The sequence below is a fragment of the Brevibacillus sp. FSL L8-0520 genome (genome assembly GCF_037963895.1).
GTDB lineage: Bacteria > Bacillota > Bacilli > Brevibacillales > Brevibacillaceae > Brevibacillus > Brevibacillus borstelensis.
In genome coordinates this window covers 3,037,867-3,058,264 of the sequence record NZ_CP150171.1, presented here as the reverse complement: position 1 = coordinate 3,058,264, position 20,398 = coordinate 3,037,867, and the positions used below count along the sequence as shown (strand labels likewise).

The 20,398-nt window shown below is 50.5% G+C and carries 19 protein-coding genes; 15 read left to right on the top strand and 4 right to left on the bottom strand.

Features of this window, described 5'->3' with window-relative positions:
* The first annotated feature begins 102 nt into the window (after positions 1 to 102).
* Together mutS and mutL are read left to right on the top strand one after the other, a co-directional pair.
* Positions 103 to 2,679 (top strand): DNA mismatch repair protein MutS, encoded by a 2,577-nt coding sequence (mutS, locus tag NSQ24_RS15250; protein WP_003385753.1) that lies wholly within the window; start codon positions 103 to 105, stop codon positions 2,677 to 2,679.
* Positions 2,680 to 2,700: 21 nt separating this feature from the next.
* Entirely contained in the window at positions 2,701 to 4,821 is a 2,121-nt protein-coding gene (gene mutL / locus NSQ24_RS15245) for a DNA mismatch repair endonuclease MutL (protein WP_339166155.1), read from the top strand.
* Positions 4,822 to 4,916: 95 nt separating this feature from the next.
* On the opposite strand, the gene NSQ24_RS15240 is transcribed toward mutL, so the two are convergent.
* On the bottom strand, positions 4,917 to 6,212 hold the full coding sequence (locus NSQ24_RS15240; RefSeq protein ID WP_339166153.1) for a hemolysin family protein: 1,296 nt from the start codon (positions 6,210 to 6,212) through the stop codon (positions 4,917 to 4,919).
* 252 nt (positions 6,213 to 6,464) lie between these two features.
* Positions 6,465 to 7,139 carry an SIMPL domain-containing protein gene (locus NSQ24_RS15235; protein ID WP_339166152.1) on the bottom strand — a complete coding sequence of 225 codons (675 nt, stop codon included), beginning with the start codon at positions 7,137 to 7,139 and terminating at the stop codon, positions 6,465 to 6,467.
* A gap of 269 nt (positions 7,140 to 7,408) precedes the next feature.
* On the opposite strand from NSQ24_RS15235, the gene NSQ24_RS15230 reads away from it, so the two are divergent.
* The 9 genes from NSQ24_RS15230 to glnA all read left to right on the top strand — a co-directional run bounded on the left by NSQ24_RS15230 (position 7,409) and on the right by glnA (position 16,080).
* Positions 7,409 to 8,194 (top strand): class I SAM-dependent methyltransferase, encoded by a 786-nt coding sequence (locus NSQ24_RS15230; protein WP_003385749.1) that lies wholly within the window; start codon positions 7,409 to 7,411, stop codon positions 8,192 to 8,194.
* The gene (gene miaA / locus NSQ24_RS15225) at positions 8,191 to 9,150 is read left to right on the top strand and encodes a tRNA (adenosine(37)-N6)-dimethylallyltransferase MiaA (protein WP_003385748.1); all 960 of its coding nucleotides are present in this window, start codon (positions 8,191 to 8,193) and stop codon (positions 9,148 to 9,150) included. Before NSQ24_RS15230 ends, miaA begins: the two co-directional genes overlap by 4 nt.
* Before the next feature lie 30 nt (positions 9,151 to 9,180).
* Positions 9,181 to 9,423 (top strand): RNA chaperone Hfq, encoded by a 243-nt coding sequence (hfq, locus tag NSQ24_RS15220; RefSeq protein ID WP_003385747.1) that lies wholly within the window; start codon positions 9,181 to 9,183, stop codon positions 9,421 to 9,423.
* Positions 9,424 to 9,567: 144 nt separating this feature from the next.
* The gene (locus tag NSQ24_RS15215; protein WP_172921118.1) at positions 9,568 to 10,356 is read left to right on the top strand and encodes a DUF4184 family protein; all 789 of its coding nucleotides are present in this window, start codon (positions 9,568 to 9,570) and stop codon (positions 10,354 to 10,356) included.
* Positions 10,357 to 10,593: 237 nt separating this feature from the next.
* Positions 10,594 to 11,514, top strand: coding sequence for an AAA family ATPase (locus NSQ24_RS15210; RefSeq protein ID WP_051567368.1), 921 nt, complete (start codon positions 10,594 to 10,596; stop codon positions 11,512 to 11,514).
* Between the two features lie 49 nt (positions 11,515 to 11,563).
* Positions 11,564 to 12,856, top strand: a complete 1,293-nt coding sequence (hflX, locus tag NSQ24_RS15205; protein ID WP_024983803.1) for a GTPase HflX — start codon at positions 11,564 to 11,566, stop codon at positions 12,854 to 12,856.
* Between the two features lie 7 nt (positions 12,857 to 12,863).
* Complete coding sequence (locus tag NSQ24_RS15200) at positions 12,864 to 14,144, top strand: methionine gamma-lyase family protein (RefSeq protein ID WP_003385741.1); 1,281 nt, start codon at positions 12,864 to 12,866, stop codon at positions 14,142 to 14,144.
* Between the two features lie 159 nt (positions 14,145 to 14,303).
* A complete protein-coding gene (locus NSQ24_RS15195; RefSeq protein ID WP_003385740.1) occupies positions 14,304 to 14,714 on the top strand; it encodes a MerR family transcriptional regulator in 411 nt (136 codons plus the stop codon).
* A gap of 31 nt (positions 14,715 to 14,745) precedes the next feature.
* Positions 14,746 to 16,080: a type I glutamate--ammonia ligase gene (gene glnA / locus NSQ24_RS15190; protein ID WP_003385739.1), complete on the top strand. Its 1,335-nt coding sequence runs from the start codon at positions 14,746 to 14,748 to the stop codon at positions 16,078 to 16,080.
* Positions 16,081 to 16,892: 812 nt separating this feature from the next.
* Here the strand turns inward: glnA and NSQ24_RS15185 are convergent.
* Complete coding sequence (locus NSQ24_RS15185; RefSeq protein ID WP_311068404.1) at positions 16,893 to 17,486, bottom strand: DUF4269 domain-containing protein; 594 nt, start codon at positions 17,484 to 17,486, stop codon at positions 16,893 to 16,895.
* A gap of 207 nt (positions 17,487 to 17,693) precedes the next feature.
* On the opposite strand from NSQ24_RS15185, the gene NSQ24_RS15180 reads away from it, so the two are divergent.
* Positions 17,694 to 18,179, top strand: a complete 486-nt coding sequence (locus NSQ24_RS15180) for a DUF456 family protein (protein ID WP_003385737.1) — start codon at positions 17,694 to 17,696, stop codon at positions 18,177 to 18,179.
* A 185-nt stretch (positions 18,180 to 18,364) separates the two neighbouring features.
* Here the strand turns inward: NSQ24_RS15180 and lexA are convergent, their stop codons facing one another.
* The gene (gene lexA / locus NSQ24_RS15175) at positions 18,365 to 18,988 is read right to left on the bottom strand and encodes a transcriptional repressor LexA (RefSeq protein ID WP_003385736.1); all 624 of its coding nucleotides are present in this window, start codon (positions 18,986 to 18,988) and stop codon (positions 18,365 to 18,367) included.
* A 156-nt stretch (positions 18,989 to 19,144) separates the two neighbouring features.
* Between lexA and NSQ24_RS15170 the strand changes: the two genes are divergently transcribed.
* The 3 genes from NSQ24_RS15170 to crcB all read left to right on the top strand — a co-directional run bounded on the left by NSQ24_RS15170 (position 19,145) and on the right by crcB (position 20,240).
* Positions 19,145 to 19,501 carry a LysM peptidoglycan-binding domain-containing protein gene (locus NSQ24_RS15170; protein ID WP_003385735.1) on the top strand — a complete coding sequence of 119 codons (357 nt, stop codon included), beginning with the start codon at positions 19,145 to 19,147 and terminating at the stop codon, positions 19,499 to 19,501.
* Positions 19,502 to 19,581: 80 nt separating this feature from the next.
* A complete protein-coding gene (locus NSQ24_RS15165) occupies positions 19,582 to 19,779 on the top strand; it encodes a DUF896 domain-containing protein (protein ID WP_003385734.1) in 198 nt (65 codons plus the stop codon).
* 92 nt (positions 19,780 to 19,871) lie between these two features.
* The gene (gene crcB, locus NSQ24_RS15160) at positions 19,872 to 20,240 is read left to right on the top strand and encodes a fluoride efflux transporter CrcB (protein ID WP_003385733.1); all 369 of its coding nucleotides are present in this window, start codon (positions 19,872 to 19,874) and stop codon (positions 20,238 to 20,240) included.
* Positions 20,241 to 20,398: the final 158 nt, after the last annotated feature.

Genomic DNA, 20,398 nt, shown 5'->3' with positions numbered 1-20,398 from the left:
ATGAGCGCGATCTCTTGCAGCCATGCACGGGGAAAGGTTCAACATACGGCTTTCCCCGTGTTATAATGGACGAACGAGAATGAAGCTAGGAGATAGGTTACAATGGCACAATATACACCGATGATTCAGCAGTATCTGGCGATCAAGCGTGACTATCCGGATACTTTCTTATTTTTTCGCTTGGGCGATTTTTATGAACTGTTTTTTGAAGACGCAGTCGTGGCATCGCGTGAGCTGGAAATTACCTTGACAGGGCGCGAGGGCGGCGGCGAAGAAAAAATCCCGATGTGCGGCGTTCCTCATCACTCTGCTGATGCTTATATTGCCGAATTGCTGAAAAAAGGCTACAAGGTAGCCGTCTGTGAACAAGTAGAAGATCCAAAGGAAGCGAAAGGAGTCGTCCGTCGGGAGGTCACGAGGGTTATTACTCCCGGGACGATGATGGAGGGCAAATGGCTCTCCGACAAGGAAAACAATTACATGGTTGCGATTGCGCAAGCGGAGGGCAGCATGGGTGTCGCCGCTTGTGACATGAGTACCGGCGAGATGTACGTAACCTCGCTGATTGGCAGACGAGAGGCAGCGCTGGATGAAGCGATGCAGTACCACCCCAAGGAATTGGTGTTATCCGGGTGGGCTGGAGAGCTCAAGTCAGATGTACCTGTCACATACATAGAGGACACTGAGCTGGACGGGCTTGCCGTCGACCGCCAATACGGCAACGACGCACGTGAGCTTGATCTCGCCATGCGCAAGGCAGTCAACACCCTGCTTCACTATATCGGCGTCACACAAAAGCGAAGCCTGTCACACATGTTGTTGATCAAGCGCTATGATGCCAAGCAGTACCTGCAGATGGACGGCTTTTCCCGCAGAAATCTGGAGCTGACCGAAACGATACGGGACAAATCGAAGAAAGGCTCGCTGCTCTGGCTTCTGGATCGCACCGAAACAGCGATGGGAGGCAGGCTGCTTCGCCGCTGGATTGAACGTCCGCTGGTAAACAAAAGTGAACTTGAGGCCCGCCTGGATGCCGTTTCGTATTTGAAAGGGGACATGCTGCTTCGTTCAGACTTGAGGAACTGTCTGGATCAAGTGTACGATTTGGAGCGTCTGGCAGGAAGGATATCTTACGGCAATGCGAACGCTCGCGATCTGGTACAGCTTCGTCATTCGCTGGAAACGATACCGATGTTGAAGCGGCTGCTGCTGGAGACAGATGCACCGGTTTTGAAGGAATTGGCTGCGGGAATGGATGAGTGCGCAGACATCGTCACGTACTTGCAGGCTGCTCTCGTAGACGATCCGCCTATTTCGGTACGGGAAGGCGGTTTGATCCGGACCGGTTATGATGAGTATCTGGACAAGCTTCATACAGCGAGTCGCGAGGGCAAGACGTGGATAGCCCAACTGGAGCAGACAGAGCGGGAAGCGACCGGGATTCGCTCGTTAAAAGTGGGATACAACAAGGTCTTTGGCTATTACATCGAGGTTTCACGGGCGAATCTGGCTAACGTGCCAGCTGGCCGGTATGAACGAAAGCAAACATTGGCGAATGCGGAACGCTTCATCACGCCCGAATTAAAGGAAAAGGAAGCGCTGATCCTGGAGGCGGAAGAAAAGCTGATCGAGCTGGAGTATCAATTGTTCGTCCAGATTCGCAATGAGGTAGCGGCTCATATCCCGCGCTTGCAGAGCCTTGCGGAGCGGGTGGCAGCGATCGACGTGCTGCAGGCATTCGCTACAGTAAGCGACGAACGCGGGTATGTACGTCCGGAGCTGGTCACAACGGGTGAATGTGTCATTACAGATGGCAGACATCCTGTGGTAGAAGCCGTCCTCGAACGGGAAAAATACGTCGCCAACGACGTTCATATGAACCAGACAGATCGGCAGATTCTCCTCATTACCGGTCCGAATATGGCCGGGAAAAGCACGTACATGCGGCAAATTGCGCTCTTGGTCGTCATGGCGCAAATCGGCTGCTTCGTGCCGGCAAAAGCAGCCCGGTTGTCTTTGGTCGATCAGATTTTCACGCGAATTGGCGCTGCCGACGATCTGGCCTCCGGGCATTCCACGTTTATGGTGGAAATGCTGGAAACCAGGCACGCTCTGCAAAAAGCAACGGCCCAAAGCTTGATCCTGCTCGATGAGATTGGACGAGGCACCTCTACCTATGACGGAATGGCTCTGGCACAGGCGGTAATTGAATACATCAGACAAAAGATCGGTGCCAAAACGTTGTTCTCTACCCATTACCATGAGCTGACAGGTCTGGAGGAATCGTTGACCGGAGTCGTCAATGTGAACGCAAGATGTGAAGAACGGGCCGGAAAGCTGCTCTTTTTACACAAAATTGAGCCTGGCCGCGCAGACAAAAGCTACGGAATCCACGTCGCAGAGCTGGCCGAGATGCCCCAGCAGGTCATTGAACGTGCACGAGAAATTTTGGCGGGATTGGAGTCGGCGGGCACGACGGCAGGTGATGTGCAAATGTCCCTGGAAACGCTCTGGTCTGCTCCAGTGGCTGCTGTACGCGAAGAACCGAAATCCCTGTTGTCGCCAGAAGAGGAACAGGTGCTGTCTGAGCTCCGCGAGCTGGACCTCAATCAGACGACGCCGATGGACGCCATGCTGAAGCTTTTCCATTGGAAACAGCAAATGAAAAAAAGCAAGTAAACCAGTTCGAGGAGGAAACCGATGGGGAACATACATGTGCTGGATGACAACCTGGCCAATATGATCGCCGCAGGCGAAGTGGTAGAACGGCCCGCTTCCGTTGTGAAAGAACTGGTGGAAAATGCAGTTGATGCAGGGGCAAGCACAGTGGAAATCCATGTGGAAGAAGGCGGCCTTTCCCTGATCCGTGTAGTCGACAACGGTCAAGGCATGGATCGGGAGGATTGCCGTCTCGCCTTTGAACGCCATGCGACGAGCAAAATACGCAGTCCCCGAGATTTGTTCCGAATACGGACGCTTGGCTTTCGCGGAGAGGCCTTGCCCAGTATCGCGGCGGTTTCCCGGGTGGAACTGACGAGCACCCAATCGAGCGGGCAGGTAGGGACTCGGTTGATGATGGAGGGTGGAGCGATTGCAAGCATTAGCGAAATCGCAGCTGTCAAAGGGACCGAGATCGTTGTCCGCGACTTGTTTTACAACACGCCAGCCCGCCTCAAGTATATGAAATCGATTTCTACGGAGATTGGCCATATTTCCGATTACGTCAACCGTTTAGCCCTGACATACCCTTCAGTGGCATTTACGTTGACTCATAACGGAAAGAATTTGCTGCATACATCCGGGGATGGCAAGCTGCTGCACGTAATGGCTGCCATTTACGGTGTTCAGGTAGCCAAGCTGCTGCTGCCGATCAGCGGAGAGACGCTCGATTTTCGGTGGACCGGATTCATTTCCAAAACGGAAGTAACCCGGGCAAACCGGTCGTATCTGTCTACCCTTGTAAATGGTCGATACGTACGCCATTTCGGGTTGAACAACGCAATCATGCGCGGCTATCATACATTGCTACCGATCGGCCGCTACCCGATCGTCACGCTCCAGATCGAAATGGACCCGACTTTGCTGGATGTCAATGTCCATCCAGCAAAGCTGGAGGTTCGTTTTAGCAAGGAAGACGAGCTGTGCACGGCGATCGAGCAATGCGTGAGGTCTACGCTGCGCCAGGGACTGGACATTGTGCGTCCGTTGACAGCAGAGCGCAAGGCAAGGGTTATCGAGCAGGTGGTACAGCCGCAGTTTGATCTGACGTGGTCAAAGCCTGCCGGTCAATCGAATGCAGACACTACAAAGCCATTTCAGGCAGAAATACAGCAGCCGCTTTCCAGTCCCGGCAGCTTCCATCCGGAAATACAGGGAGCGAACGAAGAGATGCCGGCCGCTGAAGCGGTGAGCCTCGTTCGGGCGCATGATTTGGCCCGTTCAAATACAGAGCAGGCTGTTGATGCCGGAAAGCAGAAGCACAACGCTGTAAAAGAGGGCAGAGAGGAATACACAGCGTGGCAAAACGGCGGTATGGCTGCTAATACAGCACTAGCGGCCGTTTCTCCGGGGGTGTCCACGGCGACCACAGCAAGTGGGGATGATTTTGAAAGGACCGACCTGGAAGTTCATCTTCCCCGGGATGGATATGAAAAAGGTCCCGAAGAACGTGGAGCGGAGAGCAGCTTGGATCCATACGGGGAAGATGTAGCTGTTGCGGAGAAAACGGAGACAGTGCCGCAAATGTATCCCGTCGGCCAAGTGCACGGTACGTACATTGTGGCTCAGAATGAGAATGGCATGTATTTGATTGACCAGCACGCTGCCCAGGAACGTATCTTCTATGAGCATTTCATGCAGAAGCTGGCGGAGGAAAGTGTCGCAAGTCAGATGCTGCTGTTTCCGCATACGGTTGAATTGACTGCCCAGGAAGCGTTGAAGCTGGACAAACGGCTCCCGCTGCTGCGCTCCTTTGGGCTTGAGATTGAGTCCTTCGGCACAAAGACGTTTATCGTACGTGCACATCCTCACTGGTTCCCGGAAGGAAGCGAGCTGGAGGTAATCGAAGAGCTGATCCAATTTGTCATGGAGGCCAGCGAGGCAGCACAGGCTGATATTCGCTCGATGAGGGAGAAGGCAGCGATACTCATGTCCTGCAAAGCGTCGATCAAAGCGAATCGTTTCCTGACACACGCGGAGATGGAAAGCCTGCTAAGCCAACTTCGGGAAAGCTCCAGTCCATTCACCTGTCCGCATGGCCGCCCGATCATCATTCATTTCTCCAGTTATGATTTGGAGAAAATGTTCAAGCGCGTTATGTAAGTTTCTAAGTGAAAAAAGGGTCAAGGGCTGTCTGCACAAGCCCTTGACCCTTTTCATGTAACGGAAGATATGGTGCGAATGTTGCGAATCGCAAGTCAGGACTCTGCTTTGGTTACTTCAATGTACTTCAGCGTATGGCCAGACATATCCACTACCTTGAAGCAATAGCCGTCCTCCACGAGCTTGTCGCCGGTCTTCGCAGTGAAATGCTTGGAGAGGAACCAACCGCCGAGTGTATCGATGATATCGTCTGAAAGGTTGGTGCCGAGCAGGTCGTTTACTTCGCTGATGATAAGCTTCGCGCTTAAAATATAGTGATTGTCTTTCAGTTTGCGGATATCGGGTATCTCGTCAGCGTCGAATTCGTCTCTGATTTCCCCGACTATTTCTTCCAAAATGTCTTCAACAGTAACCAATCCGGATGTGCCGCCGTATTCATCCAAGAGGATCGCCATGTGAATGCGCTCTTTTTGCATTTTTACCAGCAAATCGCGGATTGCAATGGTTTCAATGACCCGGATGACCGGATGGATGAACGACTCAAGTCTCATATCAGAGGATTCGTTCACAAGCCTGGCCGTCAAAATTTCTTTTATATTGATCATCCCGAGAATATCGTCTTTATCCCCGTTTACGATGGGGTAGCGGGTGTAGTTCTCTTTCCTGATGGTTTCAACCATTTCCTCAAAAGAATCATGGATGGACAAGCTGACGATTTCTGTACGGGGAACCATAATTTCTTTTGCGATTCTTTCGTCAAATTCGAAAATATTGTTCACATACTTCAATTCATTCTGATTAATTTCACCACTTTGATAGCTCTCTGACAGCAGCAGCCGGAGCTCTTCCTCAGAGTGGGCCATTTCGTGTTCAGAAGCCGGTTTCATACCGAAAACGCCGACCAGTACACGTGCAGATCCATTTAACAACCAGATGAAAGGATACATCAATTTGTAGAACCAGATGATCGGTCTGGCGAAAAGCAGGGTAATGGTCTCCGCTTTTTGAATGGCAACCGTTTTGGGCGCCAGCTCGCCCACTACAACATGAAGGTATGTCATGGCGACAAAGGCAATGCCGAAAGACAACAGATGGGAGATAGAGTCATTCAAGTCCCACTTTACAAATAAGGGATGAAGCAGCCTCTCGACTGTCGGCTCCCCTAACCAGCCTAGTCCCATTGAGGTAACCGTGATACCTAATTGGCATGCCGACAAATACTCATCGAGGTGCGTGGTTACTTCCTTTGCAGCGAGCGAACCACGCCGACCTTCTGCCACCAGTTGGTCAATCCTGGTGCTTCTGATCTTCACGATTGCAAATTCAGTTGCCACAAAAAAACCGGTTAATGCAATCAGGATCACTACCAATATTAAGTTAACTAGTTCCAATGAGTAGCCTTACACAAGTAAGGCGTACACCTCCCTGTTCGAATGTATGGTTAGCTGCATCCATATTAACATTTACGAATATCAATGCGCCGGGTTTCACATGTCTTTTCTATGTATTTTTTGTAAGAGGGCAAAATCTAGAAGAGCGATGGAGGCTTTGATGTGGATGTTGGTGCAATCCTAGCGGGGTCATGTTTTGCGAACATGTGTGTTCCGTTGTTCAAGAGATTTCTGCACATTTGGCAGCAATGGCTAACATGGAGAGAAGGTATACTCCGCATTTACGGATGCACGAATTTTGATTTCACCAGGCTGGATCGGGGTGGCCGCTCTGGCAAGGAATGTCTCGGCTCGAGACGAAAGAGCCTCAGGAGCTGAGGTAAGCTCTTGCACCTGATGAGGAATAGGGTTGTATCGGACACCGAGTGTCCTTGCGACCGTTGCGGCTTTTTGCTGGCTGTCCTTGACCGCCGTCGAGAGAGCTTGATTGTAAAAGTACTCGGGGTCTCTTAGAGTGAATTGGATGCTGGAAACGGTATTTGCACCATGCTCGACAGCCGTATCGACAACAAGCCCGGTCTGCTCAATCTGGCCTATGATAACTTGGAGCATATGCGTCACTTTGTAGCCCTGGAAAATTTGTCTGCCATCCTGGTATTGGTACTGGATTTCGATTTGGTAGCGGAGTGTTTTCAGCAGCTCTTGTGGTATTCCCAGGTTCGTCAGAGATTGAATGACCCGCGACACAGCTTCTGCATTTTCGGCTTGAGCGAGCTGGAGATTTCGGTTTTCTGTAATTGTTCCCAAAATCGCAACCGCCTGGTCCGGAGCCGCGGAGATTGTACCTTCGCCAGTAACCTTGATCACGTACGGATTCCGGGGAGTTGGCAGCACAGGGTAATGAGACATGGATTGATGGGGATACATCAAACGAACCACCTTTCATAAAAATATGCTCTCTACACTGTATTACGCCGCATCGAGACCATACCTCAAGATCAAAGGTCCAGCGATTGTAAACTTCTTGTAAAAAATTTATTGCAGGCCAAGGGAGGGGCAAAAACAGATTTGACATCCCCAACCGGAAAAGATATAAAAATGAAGTGGACAAGAATGCCAAAAAAGCGAAATGTGGAATGATTGTAAAAAGGAGCGTCTTGGACAGATCATGATTTCATTACGAACGGGTGATACGGATGATCGTCACCACCTCCCTTGAACCGAGCGCAGAAACGACGAGGCACGCACGTGAGCTTGCGGCGCGTTTCAACCTGACTCTCGTAGAGCGAAAGGACTACTCGCTTGCTGAATTGAGAAAAAGATTTGCTGAATCGGAAGTATTGATCGTATCCTCCAAGGGAGCTAGACTGGAGGCAGTGGGAAAAACAGCGTTCTTTTTTCACCCGAACACGGCTGCATTTCGTATAAAGCGGTTGGAGCGCGGCGATAATGATACTATGCTCACTGTTTGCCAAATTCAACCAGGAGACAAGGTTCTGGATGCCACCATGGGCTTGGGCGCTGATGCCATCGTGTTTGCTCATGGCGTTGGAGAAACGGGACGTGTAGTCGGGGTTGAATCCGAGCGGACCATCGCTTTGTTGATTGAAGACGGGCTTGCATACTGGCCAGCCGAATCACAAGCTTTGCGTGAAGCGATGAAGCGGGTGGAAGTTCGGGTCGGGAACCATTTGGACGTATTGAGAAGCTTGCCTGCCGATTCATTTGACGTGGTGTACTTTGATCCCATGTTCGAAGAGACGGTGAACAGCTCCGCGGGAATAGCCGGAATCAGGGAATGGGCAAATAACCGTTCACTGGAGCAAGCTGCCGTAGCGGAGGCGCTTCGCGTTGCCAAAAGGCGAGTCGTCCTGAAGGAAGGGAAGACAGGAAGGCTGTATCAACAGTTCGGTTTCACTCCCTATCGAACCAGAGGAAACCAGGTCGTATACAGCTATAAAGAGAAAGGCGGAGGGGAGTGAACGTGCAAGAGAAAGAGAGACTCGTCGTAATCGTAGGACCGACGGCAGTGGGCAAGACAGCTTTAAGTCTGGAGCTGGCTGAGCAGTTTCGGGGAGAAATCATTTCCGGTGACTCCATGCAGGTTTACCGCGGGATGGATATCGGCACTGCAAAAGCGTCTCCGGCTGAATTGGCAAAAGTACCGCATCATTTGATCGACATTATTGATCCAGATGAAGAGTATTCAGTAGCCCGCTTTCAAGAGTCAGCTACCCGATTGATTACCGAGATCAACGGACGCGGACATCTGCCCTTTATCGTGGGAGGAACCGGGCTCTACATAGAGTCAGTGACCCATCGCTTTCAATTTGCTGCAGCCGAGCAAGATTTGGAATTGAGAAGCCGTCTGCAAAGGCTGGCCGAGATTGAGGGTGTGGAAGAGCTGCATCGGCGCTTGGCTGATGTGGATCCGCTGACGGCGCAAAGACTGCATCCCAATGATGTGAAACGAGTCATCCGAGCCCTGGAGATCTATCAACTGACGGGTACGCGGATGTCCGATTTTCAACACAGGGAAGCATATTCGCCTTATGACATCTTCATGATTGGCCTGACGATGGATCGGCAAAAGCTGTATGAGCGCATCAATCAGCGAGTGGACAAGATGATTGAGGACGGTCTGGTAGAGGAAGTAAGGCGACTTTTGGATCTCGGCTACGGTTCGGCATTGACCTCTATGCAGGGACTCGGGTACAAAGAGCTGATCCCTTACCTCTACGGAGAAATCACATTGGAGAAAGCCGTGAACGATATCAAGCAGCGTACGAGGCATTTTGCCAAAAGGCAGCTTTCCTGGTTCCGGCGGATGTCAGCTATCGAGTGGTTTGACCTTACGAACACCGATGACTACCCGAAGATCGTCCAAACAATCAAACAGATAATGGCAGGAAAGTTTCCTCAATTGCCGAATATATAACATACAAGTCCTTTTAGGGGGTAATGACCAATGAAACAGACGATCAACATTCAAGATACGTTCCTGAACCACTTGCGGAAGGAAAACATCGCGGTCACCATCTACCTGGTAAACGGTTTTCAATTGCGCGGTTACATCAGAGCGTTTGACAATTTCACGATTGTCATTGACAGTGAAGGGAAGCAGCAACTGGTCTATAAGCATGCCATTTCCACCTTCACTCCACAGCGTCCCGTGTCGCTCATGTCTCAGGACAACAATCAACAAGCATAAGCGTCACAACAACGAAGCCGGGATCTTAGCCATCCGGGCTTTTTTATCTGGTATGACAACGCAATCAATCCGCACGAAGAGAATATAGCTGACAAAATAGCAGGATAGTATACATAACTTTTCTTATGTAAACGGGAGAGGACAATGCCTTTTACTTTTGCCCATCCAGCAATCGTCTTGCCATTGCGGCGGGTTCGCTGGTTTTCTTTTACTGCGCTTGTTTTTGGAAGCATGGCCCCGGATTTCGAGTATTTTTTGCGTTTGCAAGCATACAGCTCGATGAGCCATACGCTGGCAGGACTGTTTCTGTTTGATTTGCCGATGACGTTTTTATTGGCCCTTCTTTTTCACGGCATTGTGAAAAGAGCGATGATCGAGCATTTGCCAGCACCCTTTGACCGCGGACTGCAGCACTGTGCCGAGTCGCCCAGGCGCCTTACCACGCTGCGTTCTTTTCTCGTCTTTTGCTGCTCTGCTGTCCTGGGGAGCGTAACCCATATTTTCTGGGATGCTTTTACCCCTGACGGGGCATTCATGGTAAGTCGGTTGCAGCTCTTGCAGGAAAAAGTGGAGCTGGCTGGAATGGCCATCCCCGTGTACAAGTTTTTGCAGCACGGCAGTACAATGGGCGGGTTGCTCTGCATAGGGCTCGTGATAGCAAGGGAAGCAAGGCATGGGTTGCGTCGGGCCGAGCTGAAGCCGCAGGCGGCTTCCAAGGATAGCAGACAGCTTTCTTGCCGGGAAAAATGGTCTTTCTGGCTGGGGGTTGCCGGGTTTGGCCTGCTTGCTGCGGGCGCATACCTTTATGCGATTGACGGGTTGTTTCCCCACTTGCGGCCGCTTCGTGCTGTTGTTCCCTTTTTGTCGGGATGCATGGCAGGATTGGCTGCTGTTTCCTGTTACTTGCGATGGCGACGGGTCCCGGGAAGGTAATTGCCTTACACCGGGAGAAGGCTGGGGGTTGCAGCGGCGTGAAGACCGCAGTAAAGACCGCAGTAAAGACCGCAGTAAAGACCGCATCTAAGGCAAAGAACAACTTCTGGAGCATCGAGCACAAGATCGGAGACAAAAAATGGGCAGGTTTTCCGGGCAGGTGAGTATACTAAGGTATGACCAAGAGGCAGGTGATGGCTTGTGAAACCGTCGGGCAATCAACCGCCGGCTGATACGATGGCAGAGAAGGCTCCCCACCGGATACAGGTGGTGTTTCGCCAGCCGGAACGGGTCAAATTACCGGAAACACTGTCCGAGAAGGTACGAACGACTGCACCCGGCAATGTGGCCGCTGCATTCGATGAACTGGAAAAACTGATCGGCTTGCAGGAAGCCAAAAAGCTGATGTACGAGATTCACGCGCTGCTTCGGATCAACAAGGAGCGGGAAAGACACGGCCTGAAGCTGGAAAAACAAGTGTATCACATGGTATTCAAAGGGAACCCTGGCACCGGAAAGACGACCGTCGCCCGTATATTCGGCAAAATCTTCCGGGAAATGGGGATATTGAGCAAAGGACATTTGATCGAAGTAGAACGCGCCGACCTGGTCGGGGAGTTTATCGGGCACACGGCGCAAAAGACGAGAGAGCTCGTCAAAAAAGCGATCGGCGGTATCCTTTTTATCGATGAAGCGTATTCGCTCGCGCGAGGCGGAGAAAAGGATTTCGGCAAAGAGGCCATTGATTGTCTCACGAAGGCACTGGAGGATTACAGCAACGATTTCATCTGTATACTGGCAGGCTACACAGACGAGATGGATGCCTTTTTGGAGCTGAACCCCGGTCTGCCCTCCCGGTACCCCATTCAGCTACAATTTGCCGATTATACCGTAGACGAACTGATTAAAATTGCCGAGACAATGGTCGAGGGAAAAGAATACAGGCTTTCTACAGGCGCCAGGGAAAAATTGAGGCTGCACTTGAACCGCATTCGCCTCGACCTTTTTGAAACCAATTTTAGCAACGCCCGGTATGTACGCAATGCCATCGAGCAGGCGATCCGCAAGCAGGCTGTCCGCCTGATGACGGTGGCAGAGCCGACCAAGGATGACGTCATGACGTTGTTGCCGGAGGATTTTGTCTGGTCCGCTTCCTAGCGGCAGGAGTAAAATGTGGTATGATAGGGGAAAGAAAGGACGTGATTCCTTGGAAGGTGGAATCAAGACGAAGGAAACAGCCATTTTAGTTGGCTGTTTTTTGGATAATCGCGATATGGAACGCTCCCGCTTGTCGATGGAGGAGCTGCATGAGCTCGCCAGGACTGCCGATGTAGAGGTGCTGGATGTCATCACGCAGAATCGCGAACGCATTGACAACGCCTGGTATTTGGGAAGCGGAAAAATACAGGAAATCGCTCATCGTGCGGAAGAGCTGGACGTGGATGTCATCATTTTCAATGACGAGCTTTCACCCAGCCAAACGCGCAACCTCGATACCGCGTTTGACTGCAAGGTGATTGACCGGACGCAGTTGATTCTCGATATTTTTGCCGGGAGGGCGCACTCGCGGGAAGGGAAAATCCAGGTGGAGCTGGCACAGTACAATTACCTGCTGCCGCGCCTTGCCGGTCAAGGCAAGCAGCTTTCCCGCCTTGGCGGCGGTATCGGAACGCGCGGCCCTGGGGAAACCAAGCTGGAAAGCGACCGCAGGCACATCAGGCGGCGAATCAGCGAGCTGAAGCAGCAGCTGTCAGAGCTGGTTCGCACCCGTCAATTGCATCGGGAGCGCCGCAAAAAGAACAATGTGTTTCAAATCGCATTGGTCGGCTATACAAATGCGGGCAAATCGACGCTGTTGAACCAACTGACTTCGGCGGAAACGCTCCAAGAAGACAAGCTGTTCGCGACATTGGACCCGACTACCCGCCAGCTTACCTTGCCGAGCGGGCTTGAGGTGCTCCTGACTGATACGGTCGGTTTCATCCAGGATTTGCCGACTTCCCTTGTTGCTGCTTTTCGTTCTACGCTGGAAGGTGTGAAAGAAGCGGATCTGATCCTGCATGTGGTCGACGCGCATCATCCTGACCTGGAGATTCATATGGAGGTCGTATATCGCATTCTGCGGGAGCTGAAAGCAGATGACATCCCGCAGCTCGTTGTCTACAACAAAGCGGATTTGATTATGGAGGGAACATACCTGCCGAAGGTGGAAGACTCGATTTTGATCTCGGCAATTCGGCAGGAGGACCGCGCCGAATTGCTTAAGCGGATTGAAGGCTACGTCTACTCCTCGTTTGATCGCTATACCTTGATCGTCCCGGCAGAGCGCGGCGACATCCTGTCGCTTTTGCACAGGGAAGGGGTAGAGATGGAACAGGAATTTGACGAAGCGGATTCCTCCTATCGGATTTCTGTCAGAGTGAACAGAGATCATCCCATCTACGGAAGGATTGCTCCTTTTCTCCTGGAAAAACCAGAGACTGAAGAAGAGAGTTGGTAAGTAGCACATGTTTTCCTTATTTGCCCACGGGGAGCGTCTGCGCCCCATCGTAGAAGAAGTAGAACAAATGATCACAGGGCGGCATCAAGAGATCGCTGCCCTGGTCGACTATAATCAGTTGAAAGTGCTGCGTTCCTTTCAAAAGCATGAAGTGAATGAATTTCATTTTGCGCCCTCGACCGGGTATGGATACGATGATTCCGGTCGGGCGGCGCTGGAGTCGATTTATGCGGATGTGTTCGGTGGAGAGGATGCGCTTGTACGCCCTCATATCATTTCTGGGACACATGCGATCGCTATTTCTCTTTTTGGTTTGCTGCGCCCCGGTGACGACCTTCTTTACATTACCGGAAAGCCATACGATACGCTGGAGGAAGTGGTGGGCGTCCGCGGAGAGGGGCAAGGCTCGCTAAGGGAGTACGGCATCGGGTACCAGTATGTGCCGCTTGCTCCTACCGGAGAGATCGACTTTCCCGCAGTAGCGGCAGCCATCACTCCGAAAACAAAGGTAATCGGTATCCAGAGATCTCGCGGCTACGCAGACCGTCCGTCCTTTACGATTGCCAAGCTGAAAGAGATGATTCAGTTTGTCAAAGAGATCAATCCCGAACTGATCGTCTTCGTGGACAATTGCTATGGGGAATTCACGGAGGAGCTGGAGCCGCTCCAGGTCGGAGCAGACATCATGGCAGGCTCGCTGATCAAGAACCCCGGAGGCGGCTTGGTCAAAACCGGCGGCTATATCGTCGGCAAGAAGGAATTGGTCAAGAGAGCTTCCTACCGCATGGCGGCCCCCGGGATTGGAGCCGAAGGAGGGGCATCGCTGTACTCCCTGCTGGAAATGTTCCAAGGCTTCTTCCTCGCGCCGCACGTGGTAGGCGAGGCGTTGAAGGGCGCGGTCTTTTCCTCGGCTTTGCTTGAGCGCCTGGGCTTTCGGACGAACCCGCTATGGAACGATCCTCGTACGGATTTGATCCAGTCTGTCGAGTTTGGGAGTGCCGAACGGCTGATTGCTTTCTGTCAGGGAATCCAGAAGGCAGCGCCTGTCGATTCCCATGTTACGCCTTACCCCAGTGAGATGCCGGGCTATGCCGATCCGGTCATTATGGCGGCCGGGACGTTTATTCAGGGAGCCAGTATCGAGTTTTCTGCAGACGGACCGATTCGTCCCCCTTACCTCGGGTTTGTTCAGGGCGGACTTACGTACTCCCATGTGAAGGTGGGCATCCTGACAGCGCTTGACGGCCTGCTGGAAAAGGGCTTGCTCGATATTCCCGGAAGAGACTAGCAAAGATCAATCGGAGTTGTTTATGAGGCGATAAGCACAAACAGCGGCTTGTCGCTTTTTTATTACTTTTTTGTGTAATCTTTTCTGACATCCGTTGACAGAGTTGCTTTTGAATCATACAATAGCAAGCAAGGAATGATTTCAAAGGAGGGACAAGTCATGAGTGATGACCTTCGTCGAAACATGGCGCTGTTTCCCATTGGTATCGTCATGAAGCTGACTGATCTGACTGCGCGGCAGATCCGTTACTATGAGCAGAACGGACTGATACAGCCTGCACGTACAGAAGGAAAGCAGCGGCTTTTTTCTTTTAATGATGTCGACCGCTTGCTGGAAGTGAAGGCCTTGATTGAAAAAGGACTGAACATTGCCGGAATCAAACAGGTGCTTCAGCTGCAAGACCCTGTTCCGGAGCAGACGGAAATTACCGTCAGTTCGGAGGCCAAGCGGAAGGAACTTACCGAGCAAGAGCTTCATCAGCTCCTCAAACAACAAATATTTTTCAGCAACGCAAATCGCCCAAGCGAGCATGCGTTGATACGTGGAGAGCTTTCCCGCTTCTTCCACTGATACATGCATACGACTATAGGAGGAGAGAAACGTGAGCAAGTACACCAAAGAAGACATCTTTCGTTTGGCCAAAGAAGAGAATGTAAACTACATTCGCCTGCAGTTCACTGATCTGATGGGGATCATTAAAAACGTCGAGATTCCGATCTCCCAATTGCCCAAAGCTCTGGACAACAAGATGATGTTCGACGGTTCTTCGATCGAAGGCTTTGTCCGCATCGAGGAATCCGACATGTATCTGGTGCCGGATCTCGATACATGGGTCATTTTCCCGTGGGGGAATGAGCATGGAAATGTCGCTCGCCTGATCTGTGACATTTACAATCCAGATGGAACTCCGTTTGAAGGGGACCCTCGCTACATCCTGAAACGGGCGCTGAAAGAAGCCGAAGAGATGGGCTACACGAACTTCAACGTCGGACCGGAGCCGGAGTTCTTCCTGTTCAAGATGGATGACAAAGGCGAGCCGACCTTGGATTTGAACGACCAGGGCGGATACTTTGATTTCGCTCCGCTCGATCTGGGTGAAAACTGCCGCCGTGACATCGTTCTCACGCTGGAGAGAATGGGATTTGAGGTGGAAGCATCCCATCACGAAACTGCGCCTGGCCAACACGAAGTCGACTTCAAATACGCAGATGCCATCCAAGCTGCGGACCAGATTCTCACGTTTAAACTGGTGGTGAAAACGATCGCACGCAAGCACGGATTGCACGCAACGTTCATGCCCAAGCCGATGTATGGTGTCGCCGGCTCCGGCATGCACACCCACCAGTCTCTCTTCATCGGGGAGAAAAACGCATTTTTTGACGACAAGGATACCCTCGGCCTGAGCAAAACGGCGAAGCAATACTTGGCCGGTATTCTGAAGCACGCCCGCGGTTTTGCCGCCATCACCAATCCGCTGGTGAACTCCTACAAGCGCCTCGTACCGGGCTATGAAGCTCCTTGCTATGTAGCATGGTCGGCGAAAAACCGCTCTCCGCTTGTACGGATTCCGGCATCTCGCGGTATGAGCACCCGGATTGAGGTTCGCAACCCGGACCCTGCCGCCAACCCATATCTGGCTCTCGCCGTGATGCTGAAAGCAGGTCTTGACGGAATCAAGAACAAGCTTGAGCTGCCGCCGGCTGTCGATCGCAATATCTACATCATGAACGAGGCTGAGCGTGAAGCAGCGGGCATCGCCAGCTTGCCGGCTACCTTGAAGGACGCGATCGAATGCCTGAAGGCCGATCCGGTCATCTGCGAAGCGCTTGGCGAACACGCACTGATGCACTTCGTCGACGCGAAGGAAATCGAGTGGGATATGTTCCGCACCCGTGTAACGGAGTGGGAGCGCGAGCAGTATATGAATACGTATTAATATTTAGGGGAAAGAGTATTTGTATTTCTTTGGACCCTAAAAAGAAACAAAACTTGTTTAGTTTAATCTTAACTAGGTTTCAGCTTTATAAGTTAGATACGCCTTAAAGTAGATGGGAAACTTGCTTTCCTATTAACTTTAAGGCTTTTTTTATGAATTTATTTGACTAAAGTTGGATGGGATGCTGCTAATAAAGATAAACCCCCTTTACAATGCAAAATTTAGAACAAAATACCTAAAATATGTTTACAGATGTGTATATTAATGGTTAAATAAAAAATTATTAACATATTATTTGAGGGTTGGGTTTAATGAAATGCGGACTTAACCCAGCGTATGCACACTAACTCGGGTTTTTACAAAAATGATCATTTCTTTTCTGAAGTCCGTTTAAGAAATGATTATTGATAATAACGAGGTGATATTATTAAAAAAATTGCGATTTCCATTGTGTTGTCGACAATGATGATGATTTGGGTTTTTATTTTTATGATCTCAGATCTAATTCAACAATTGGATTTTGGGCCAAACAAAATTGTAATTACTGATTATCGAGTTCCAGGATTCTTTGAACCCGTTTGGCTTCCCATTTATGTTGGATTCGTGTACATTTTATATCAGTCTCTTAAAAAAAATCATGATTTGCCGTCTTCAACTGAAATCTAACCAATAAAAGGTAAAACGACAAATCTAGCAATCCAAAAAAGATGACTTCCGAAGTATCCAGAAGTCATCTTAATTTTATGCCCGCATAAGGACACACAAGTTGTCTGAGTTTACCATTATTCGTATTTCCGGTTTACGGCCGGCGTTTAGGTCGGTTTATTTGCCATCACTTGCTTAAGCTGTTCATTCGAATATCTTTCCAATTCAAGTAAAGCCTGATAAGGATCATCTCCGACAATCCCGTAATACAGAGCGAAAGCAGGCTCCGTTTTCAGCCCCCGTTCTTTCAAAGCCCGAATCTCTTTTGCTGCTTCTTGCCCAGACAGCTGGAGCAGCCGTGCTTCGATCATCATATGCCGGTAGGCGTTTTGCTCTGTGACAGGAATCGGTTGAGCAAAACACTCCAATTGAAAACCGCGATACCAAAAGGAAGCAGTCGCCGTAGGGATGTTGCGGATTTCTCGGCGGTCTTGTGTGAAATGGTCCAAATGCCCGTATTTTTCTTTCAACACATGGCCAAACCGATCCAGGTCGGCTGTCGTACAGATCAAATCAAGATCGCTGTCCTCAACATCAATATCGAGGGGGATCGTTCCGCACAGAACCGGTTGATACTCTTTGAGCCCATCAAAGATTCCCAAGCTGTCGAGGACTGCCCAGGCTTCCCGCTGCCGAGGGGTTCCTTTTTTCAGGTAGGAAGGGTCAAACCAATCTCGCTTCGTTTGAGAATGCATAGCCATTTTCTGTCCTTTCAGATTATCTTTCTTTTATTTGCAACTCTGCAGGGGAACAATGAGGGACGAGACCATCTATGTTCCGATTCGACGTTTGGCTTTACGACTCGCAGAAGAACCGAGTATATACAGGTTTCTGTCAAAATGTAGCGAGTCGATGGAAACGAAAACCGCACTTTATCGTATACCCTATACAGAAGGGAGTGTCAATGGATGGAGATCTTGTTGTGGATCGTGATAGCGGCCTTGTTTATCCTCAGTATTGCCGGAATCTTTTTGCCGGTCATTCCTGATACGATTTTATTGTGGGGCGGATTCTTGCTGTATCACTTTTTTATTGCTGATCCGGGTGCCGGACTTCCGGCCTCCTTCTGGTGGGGAATGGCGGTCTTAAGTGTTCTTCTCTACGGTGCGGATTTACTCACCAACATGTACTTTGTCAAGAAGTACGGGGGCTCCAAAGCGTCATCGTGGGCAGCTGCACTGGGGATTTTGCTCGGGGTGATTTTGTTCCCCCCATTTGGCATGCTGATCATGCCGTTCGTGCTGGTCGTTCTGGTGGAAATGCTGATCCAAAAGCAGCCGTTTGAACGGGCTGTTAAAGCGGGAGTGGGTTCGCTCATCGGTTTTTTGGGCAGTGTGGTCGTAAAAGTTGTTCTTCAGGTAGTGATGATCATCTGGTTCTTTGTCGCACTGTAAGTGGGATTCGTAGGAGAAGGACCGATCAAAGAATCGAAGGAAATGAAAAGAAGAGGCGTCCGCGAGGCAATCGCGAACGCCTTTTTTGCTGTCAGGGTGGAAAAGGAAAGCTTGTCGTAGTCGATTGCGTTTTTCAAAGAGTCCGCCATAAGGCATGGCTCATCCAAGCAACGAAATCTCTTATTCTAGTGAATCAAGCGGTACACGCCAATCACTTTCCCCAGAATCGTTACAGAATCCAGAATAATCGGCTCCAATGTCGCGTTTTCAGGCTGCAGCCGGAAATGGTTCTTTTCCTTGAAGAAACGCTTCACGGTTGCCTCGTCCTCTTCAGTCATGGCGACGACGATATCACCGTTATTGGCCACATTCTGCTGGCGAACGATCACGTAGTCTCCATCCAGGATGCCAGCCTCGATCATACTGTCTCCGGACACGCGCAGCATGTACACCTTGTCCGATGTCACGATGCTGTCAGGGAGTGGGAAGTAATCCTCCACCTGCTCGACAGCAGTGATCGGCTGACCCGCAGTCACCTTTCCGATCACCGGTACGCGTACAACAGATACGTCAAAGTCGTCTTGAAAGCGCTCCTCTTCTTTCAGCAGCTCAATCGCGCGGGGCTTGGTAGGATCGCGGCGGATGAGCCCCTTTTTTTCCAACCTGGCCAGATGGCCGTGAACAGTTGAACTGGATGCCAGACCGACAGCCTCCCCGATTTCACGGACAGATGGGGGATAACCCTTGTCCCTTACTTCTTTGCGGATGAAATCGATGATGGCTTGCTGTCTATTGGATAGCTTGGACATAGACCACACCTCTATCTTCTCGAACATGTTTTCTATATTATACCATGGGATCCTGCGTTCGACAAACATAAGTTCGTTTTTTTCTTGACATGAACAAGTGTTCGCATTATGATGAGAACAAGAAGATAGAACGTACGTTTGCAGGGGGATGAAATAATGAGTACAATGACTGTATCTAATCGCTTCGCCAAAGAAGAAAGAAAAACTGCTCGTTTTGGCATTACGCGTGGACAGGCCATTCTGTTTTTTGCCGCTTTCACTCTCTTTTTTTACACTTTGACAGAACTAGTGTTCGCTTCTGGGGATCATACGGTACAACAAGCTCAAATGATCCAACCAGTAAAGGAAATCGTCGTCCAACCGGGAGACAGCTTGTGGGAGCTGGCGGTCACCTACAAGAGTGACCCGAAAATGGATGTTCGCGATATGGTATATGCGATTCAAAAATTGAACAAGCTGGAAAGTGCCATTATTTATCCAGGCCAATCGATTCAAATTCCTGTCGGGAATTGACAAGCTGCAGCTTTCCCTTGCTTCGTTGCCGAGATGTGATATAATAGAGCGGCATTCATTGAAAGCGAGGGGAAACGGCTTTGGTATCAGACGCGGAAATCAAACGGATCAACGAGTTGGCCAAAAAATCTCGTGAAGCCGGGTTGACTGAAGAGGAAAAACAGGAACAGAAAAAACTGCGGCAAAAATACATTGATGCTGTGAAAATGTCGCTTCGCTCCAATCTCGAATCGATCCGCTACGTGGAAGACCTCGAGGATAACAACCCCAAACACTAAAACGCACCATTTGACATAAAAAGAAGACATCCATGCTTTTTGCCTGGATGTCTTTTTGTTCCATACAAAAAAGGAGAGAAGGGGGGATTGCCATGATGGCATGGCTGGCTGTTGCCGTAGGAGGAGCCGTCGGTTCATTGCTACGCTATGGTCTCGGTCTCGCAATGAACCAACCCGGATTGCCGGCGGGGACATGGCTGGCCAATGTCTCCGGTTCTTTTCTCATCGGACTGCTCTATGCGTGGGGAAAGGAAAAAGGATTGATGTCTTTGGAGATGTACCTTCTGTTTACAACCGGGCTGATGGGGGGATTTACTACGTTCTCTACCTTTTCGCTTGAGGTGGTAAGCTTCATCGGAGATGGGCAGATCGGCAGAGGGCTGTTCTATGCAGGCGCCAGTGTTTTGGCCGGCCTTCTTGCTTGCGGTTCAGGGATCTGGATCGGCAGACAAGTGTGGTAAACAGGCAAGATATAGCGGGATAAGACGGGCAGGCGTCAACGAGAACAAAAGAGAGCCAATCCGGAAGCAACATCAAATCAAAGAAGAGGGCATTGGAAGGCTACGAGGAAACAAAGAAGAGCCCGTGCCCGGAAACCATGTGGAAATAAAACCGGACT

Excerpts from the sequence above, each read along its gene's own strand:
- NSQ24_RS15195 (WP_003385740.1), top strand. The coding sequence starts at position 14,304 with ATGAGTGATGACCTTCGTCGAAACATGGCGCTGTTTCCCATTGGTATC.
- NSQ24_RS15185 (WP_311068404.1), bottom strand. The coding sequence starts at position 17,486 with ATGGCTATGCATTCTCAAACGAAGCGAGATTGGTTTGACCCTTCCTAC.
- NSQ24_RS15215 (WP_172921118.1), top strand. The coding sequence starts at position 9,568 with ATGCCTTTTACTTTTGCCCATCCAGCAATCGTCTTGCCATTGCGGCGG.
- NSQ24_RS15210 (WP_051567368.1), top strand. The coding sequence starts at position 10,594 with ATGGCAGAGAAGGCTCCCCACCGGATACAGGTGGTGTTTCGCCAGCCG.
- crcB (WP_003385733.1), top strand. The coding sequence starts at position 19,872 with ATGATGGCATGGCTGGCTGTTGCCGTAGGAGGAGCCGTCGGTTCATTG.
- lexA (WP_003385736.1), bottom strand. The coding sequence starts at position 18,988 with ATGTCCAAGCTATCCAATAGACAGCAAGCCATCATCGATTTCATCCGC.
- mutS (WP_003385753.1), top strand. The coding sequence starts at position 103 with ATGGCACAATATACACCGATGATTCAGCAGTATCTGGCGATCAAGCGT.
- NSQ24_RS15170 (WP_003385735.1), top strand. The coding sequence starts at position 19,145 with ATGAGTACAATGACTGTATCTAATCGCTTCGCCAAAGAAGAAAGAAAA.
- NSQ24_RS15200 (WP_003385741.1), top strand. The coding sequence starts at position 12,864 with ATGTTTTCCTTATTTGCCCACGGGGAGCGTCTGCGCCCCATCGTAGAA.
- NSQ24_RS15230 (WP_003385749.1), top strand. The coding sequence starts at position 7,409 with ATGATCGTCACCACCTCCCTTGAACCGAGCGCAGAAACGACGAGGCAC.
- mutL (WP_339166155.1), top strand. The coding sequence starts at position 2,701 with ATGGGGAACATACATGTGCTGGATGACAACCTGGCCAATATGATCGCC.
- NSQ24_RS15180 (WP_003385737.1), top strand. The coding sequence starts at position 17,694 with ATGGAGATCTTGTTGTGGATCGTGATAGCGGCCTTGTTTATCCTCAGT.
- hfq (WP_003385747.1), top strand. The coding sequence starts at position 9,181 with ATGAAACAGACGATCAACATTCAAGATACGTTCCTGAACCACTTGCGG.
- NSQ24_RS15235 (WP_339166152.1), bottom strand. The coding sequence starts at position 7,139 with ATGTATCCCCATCAATCCATGTCTCATTACCCTGTGCTGCCAACTCCC.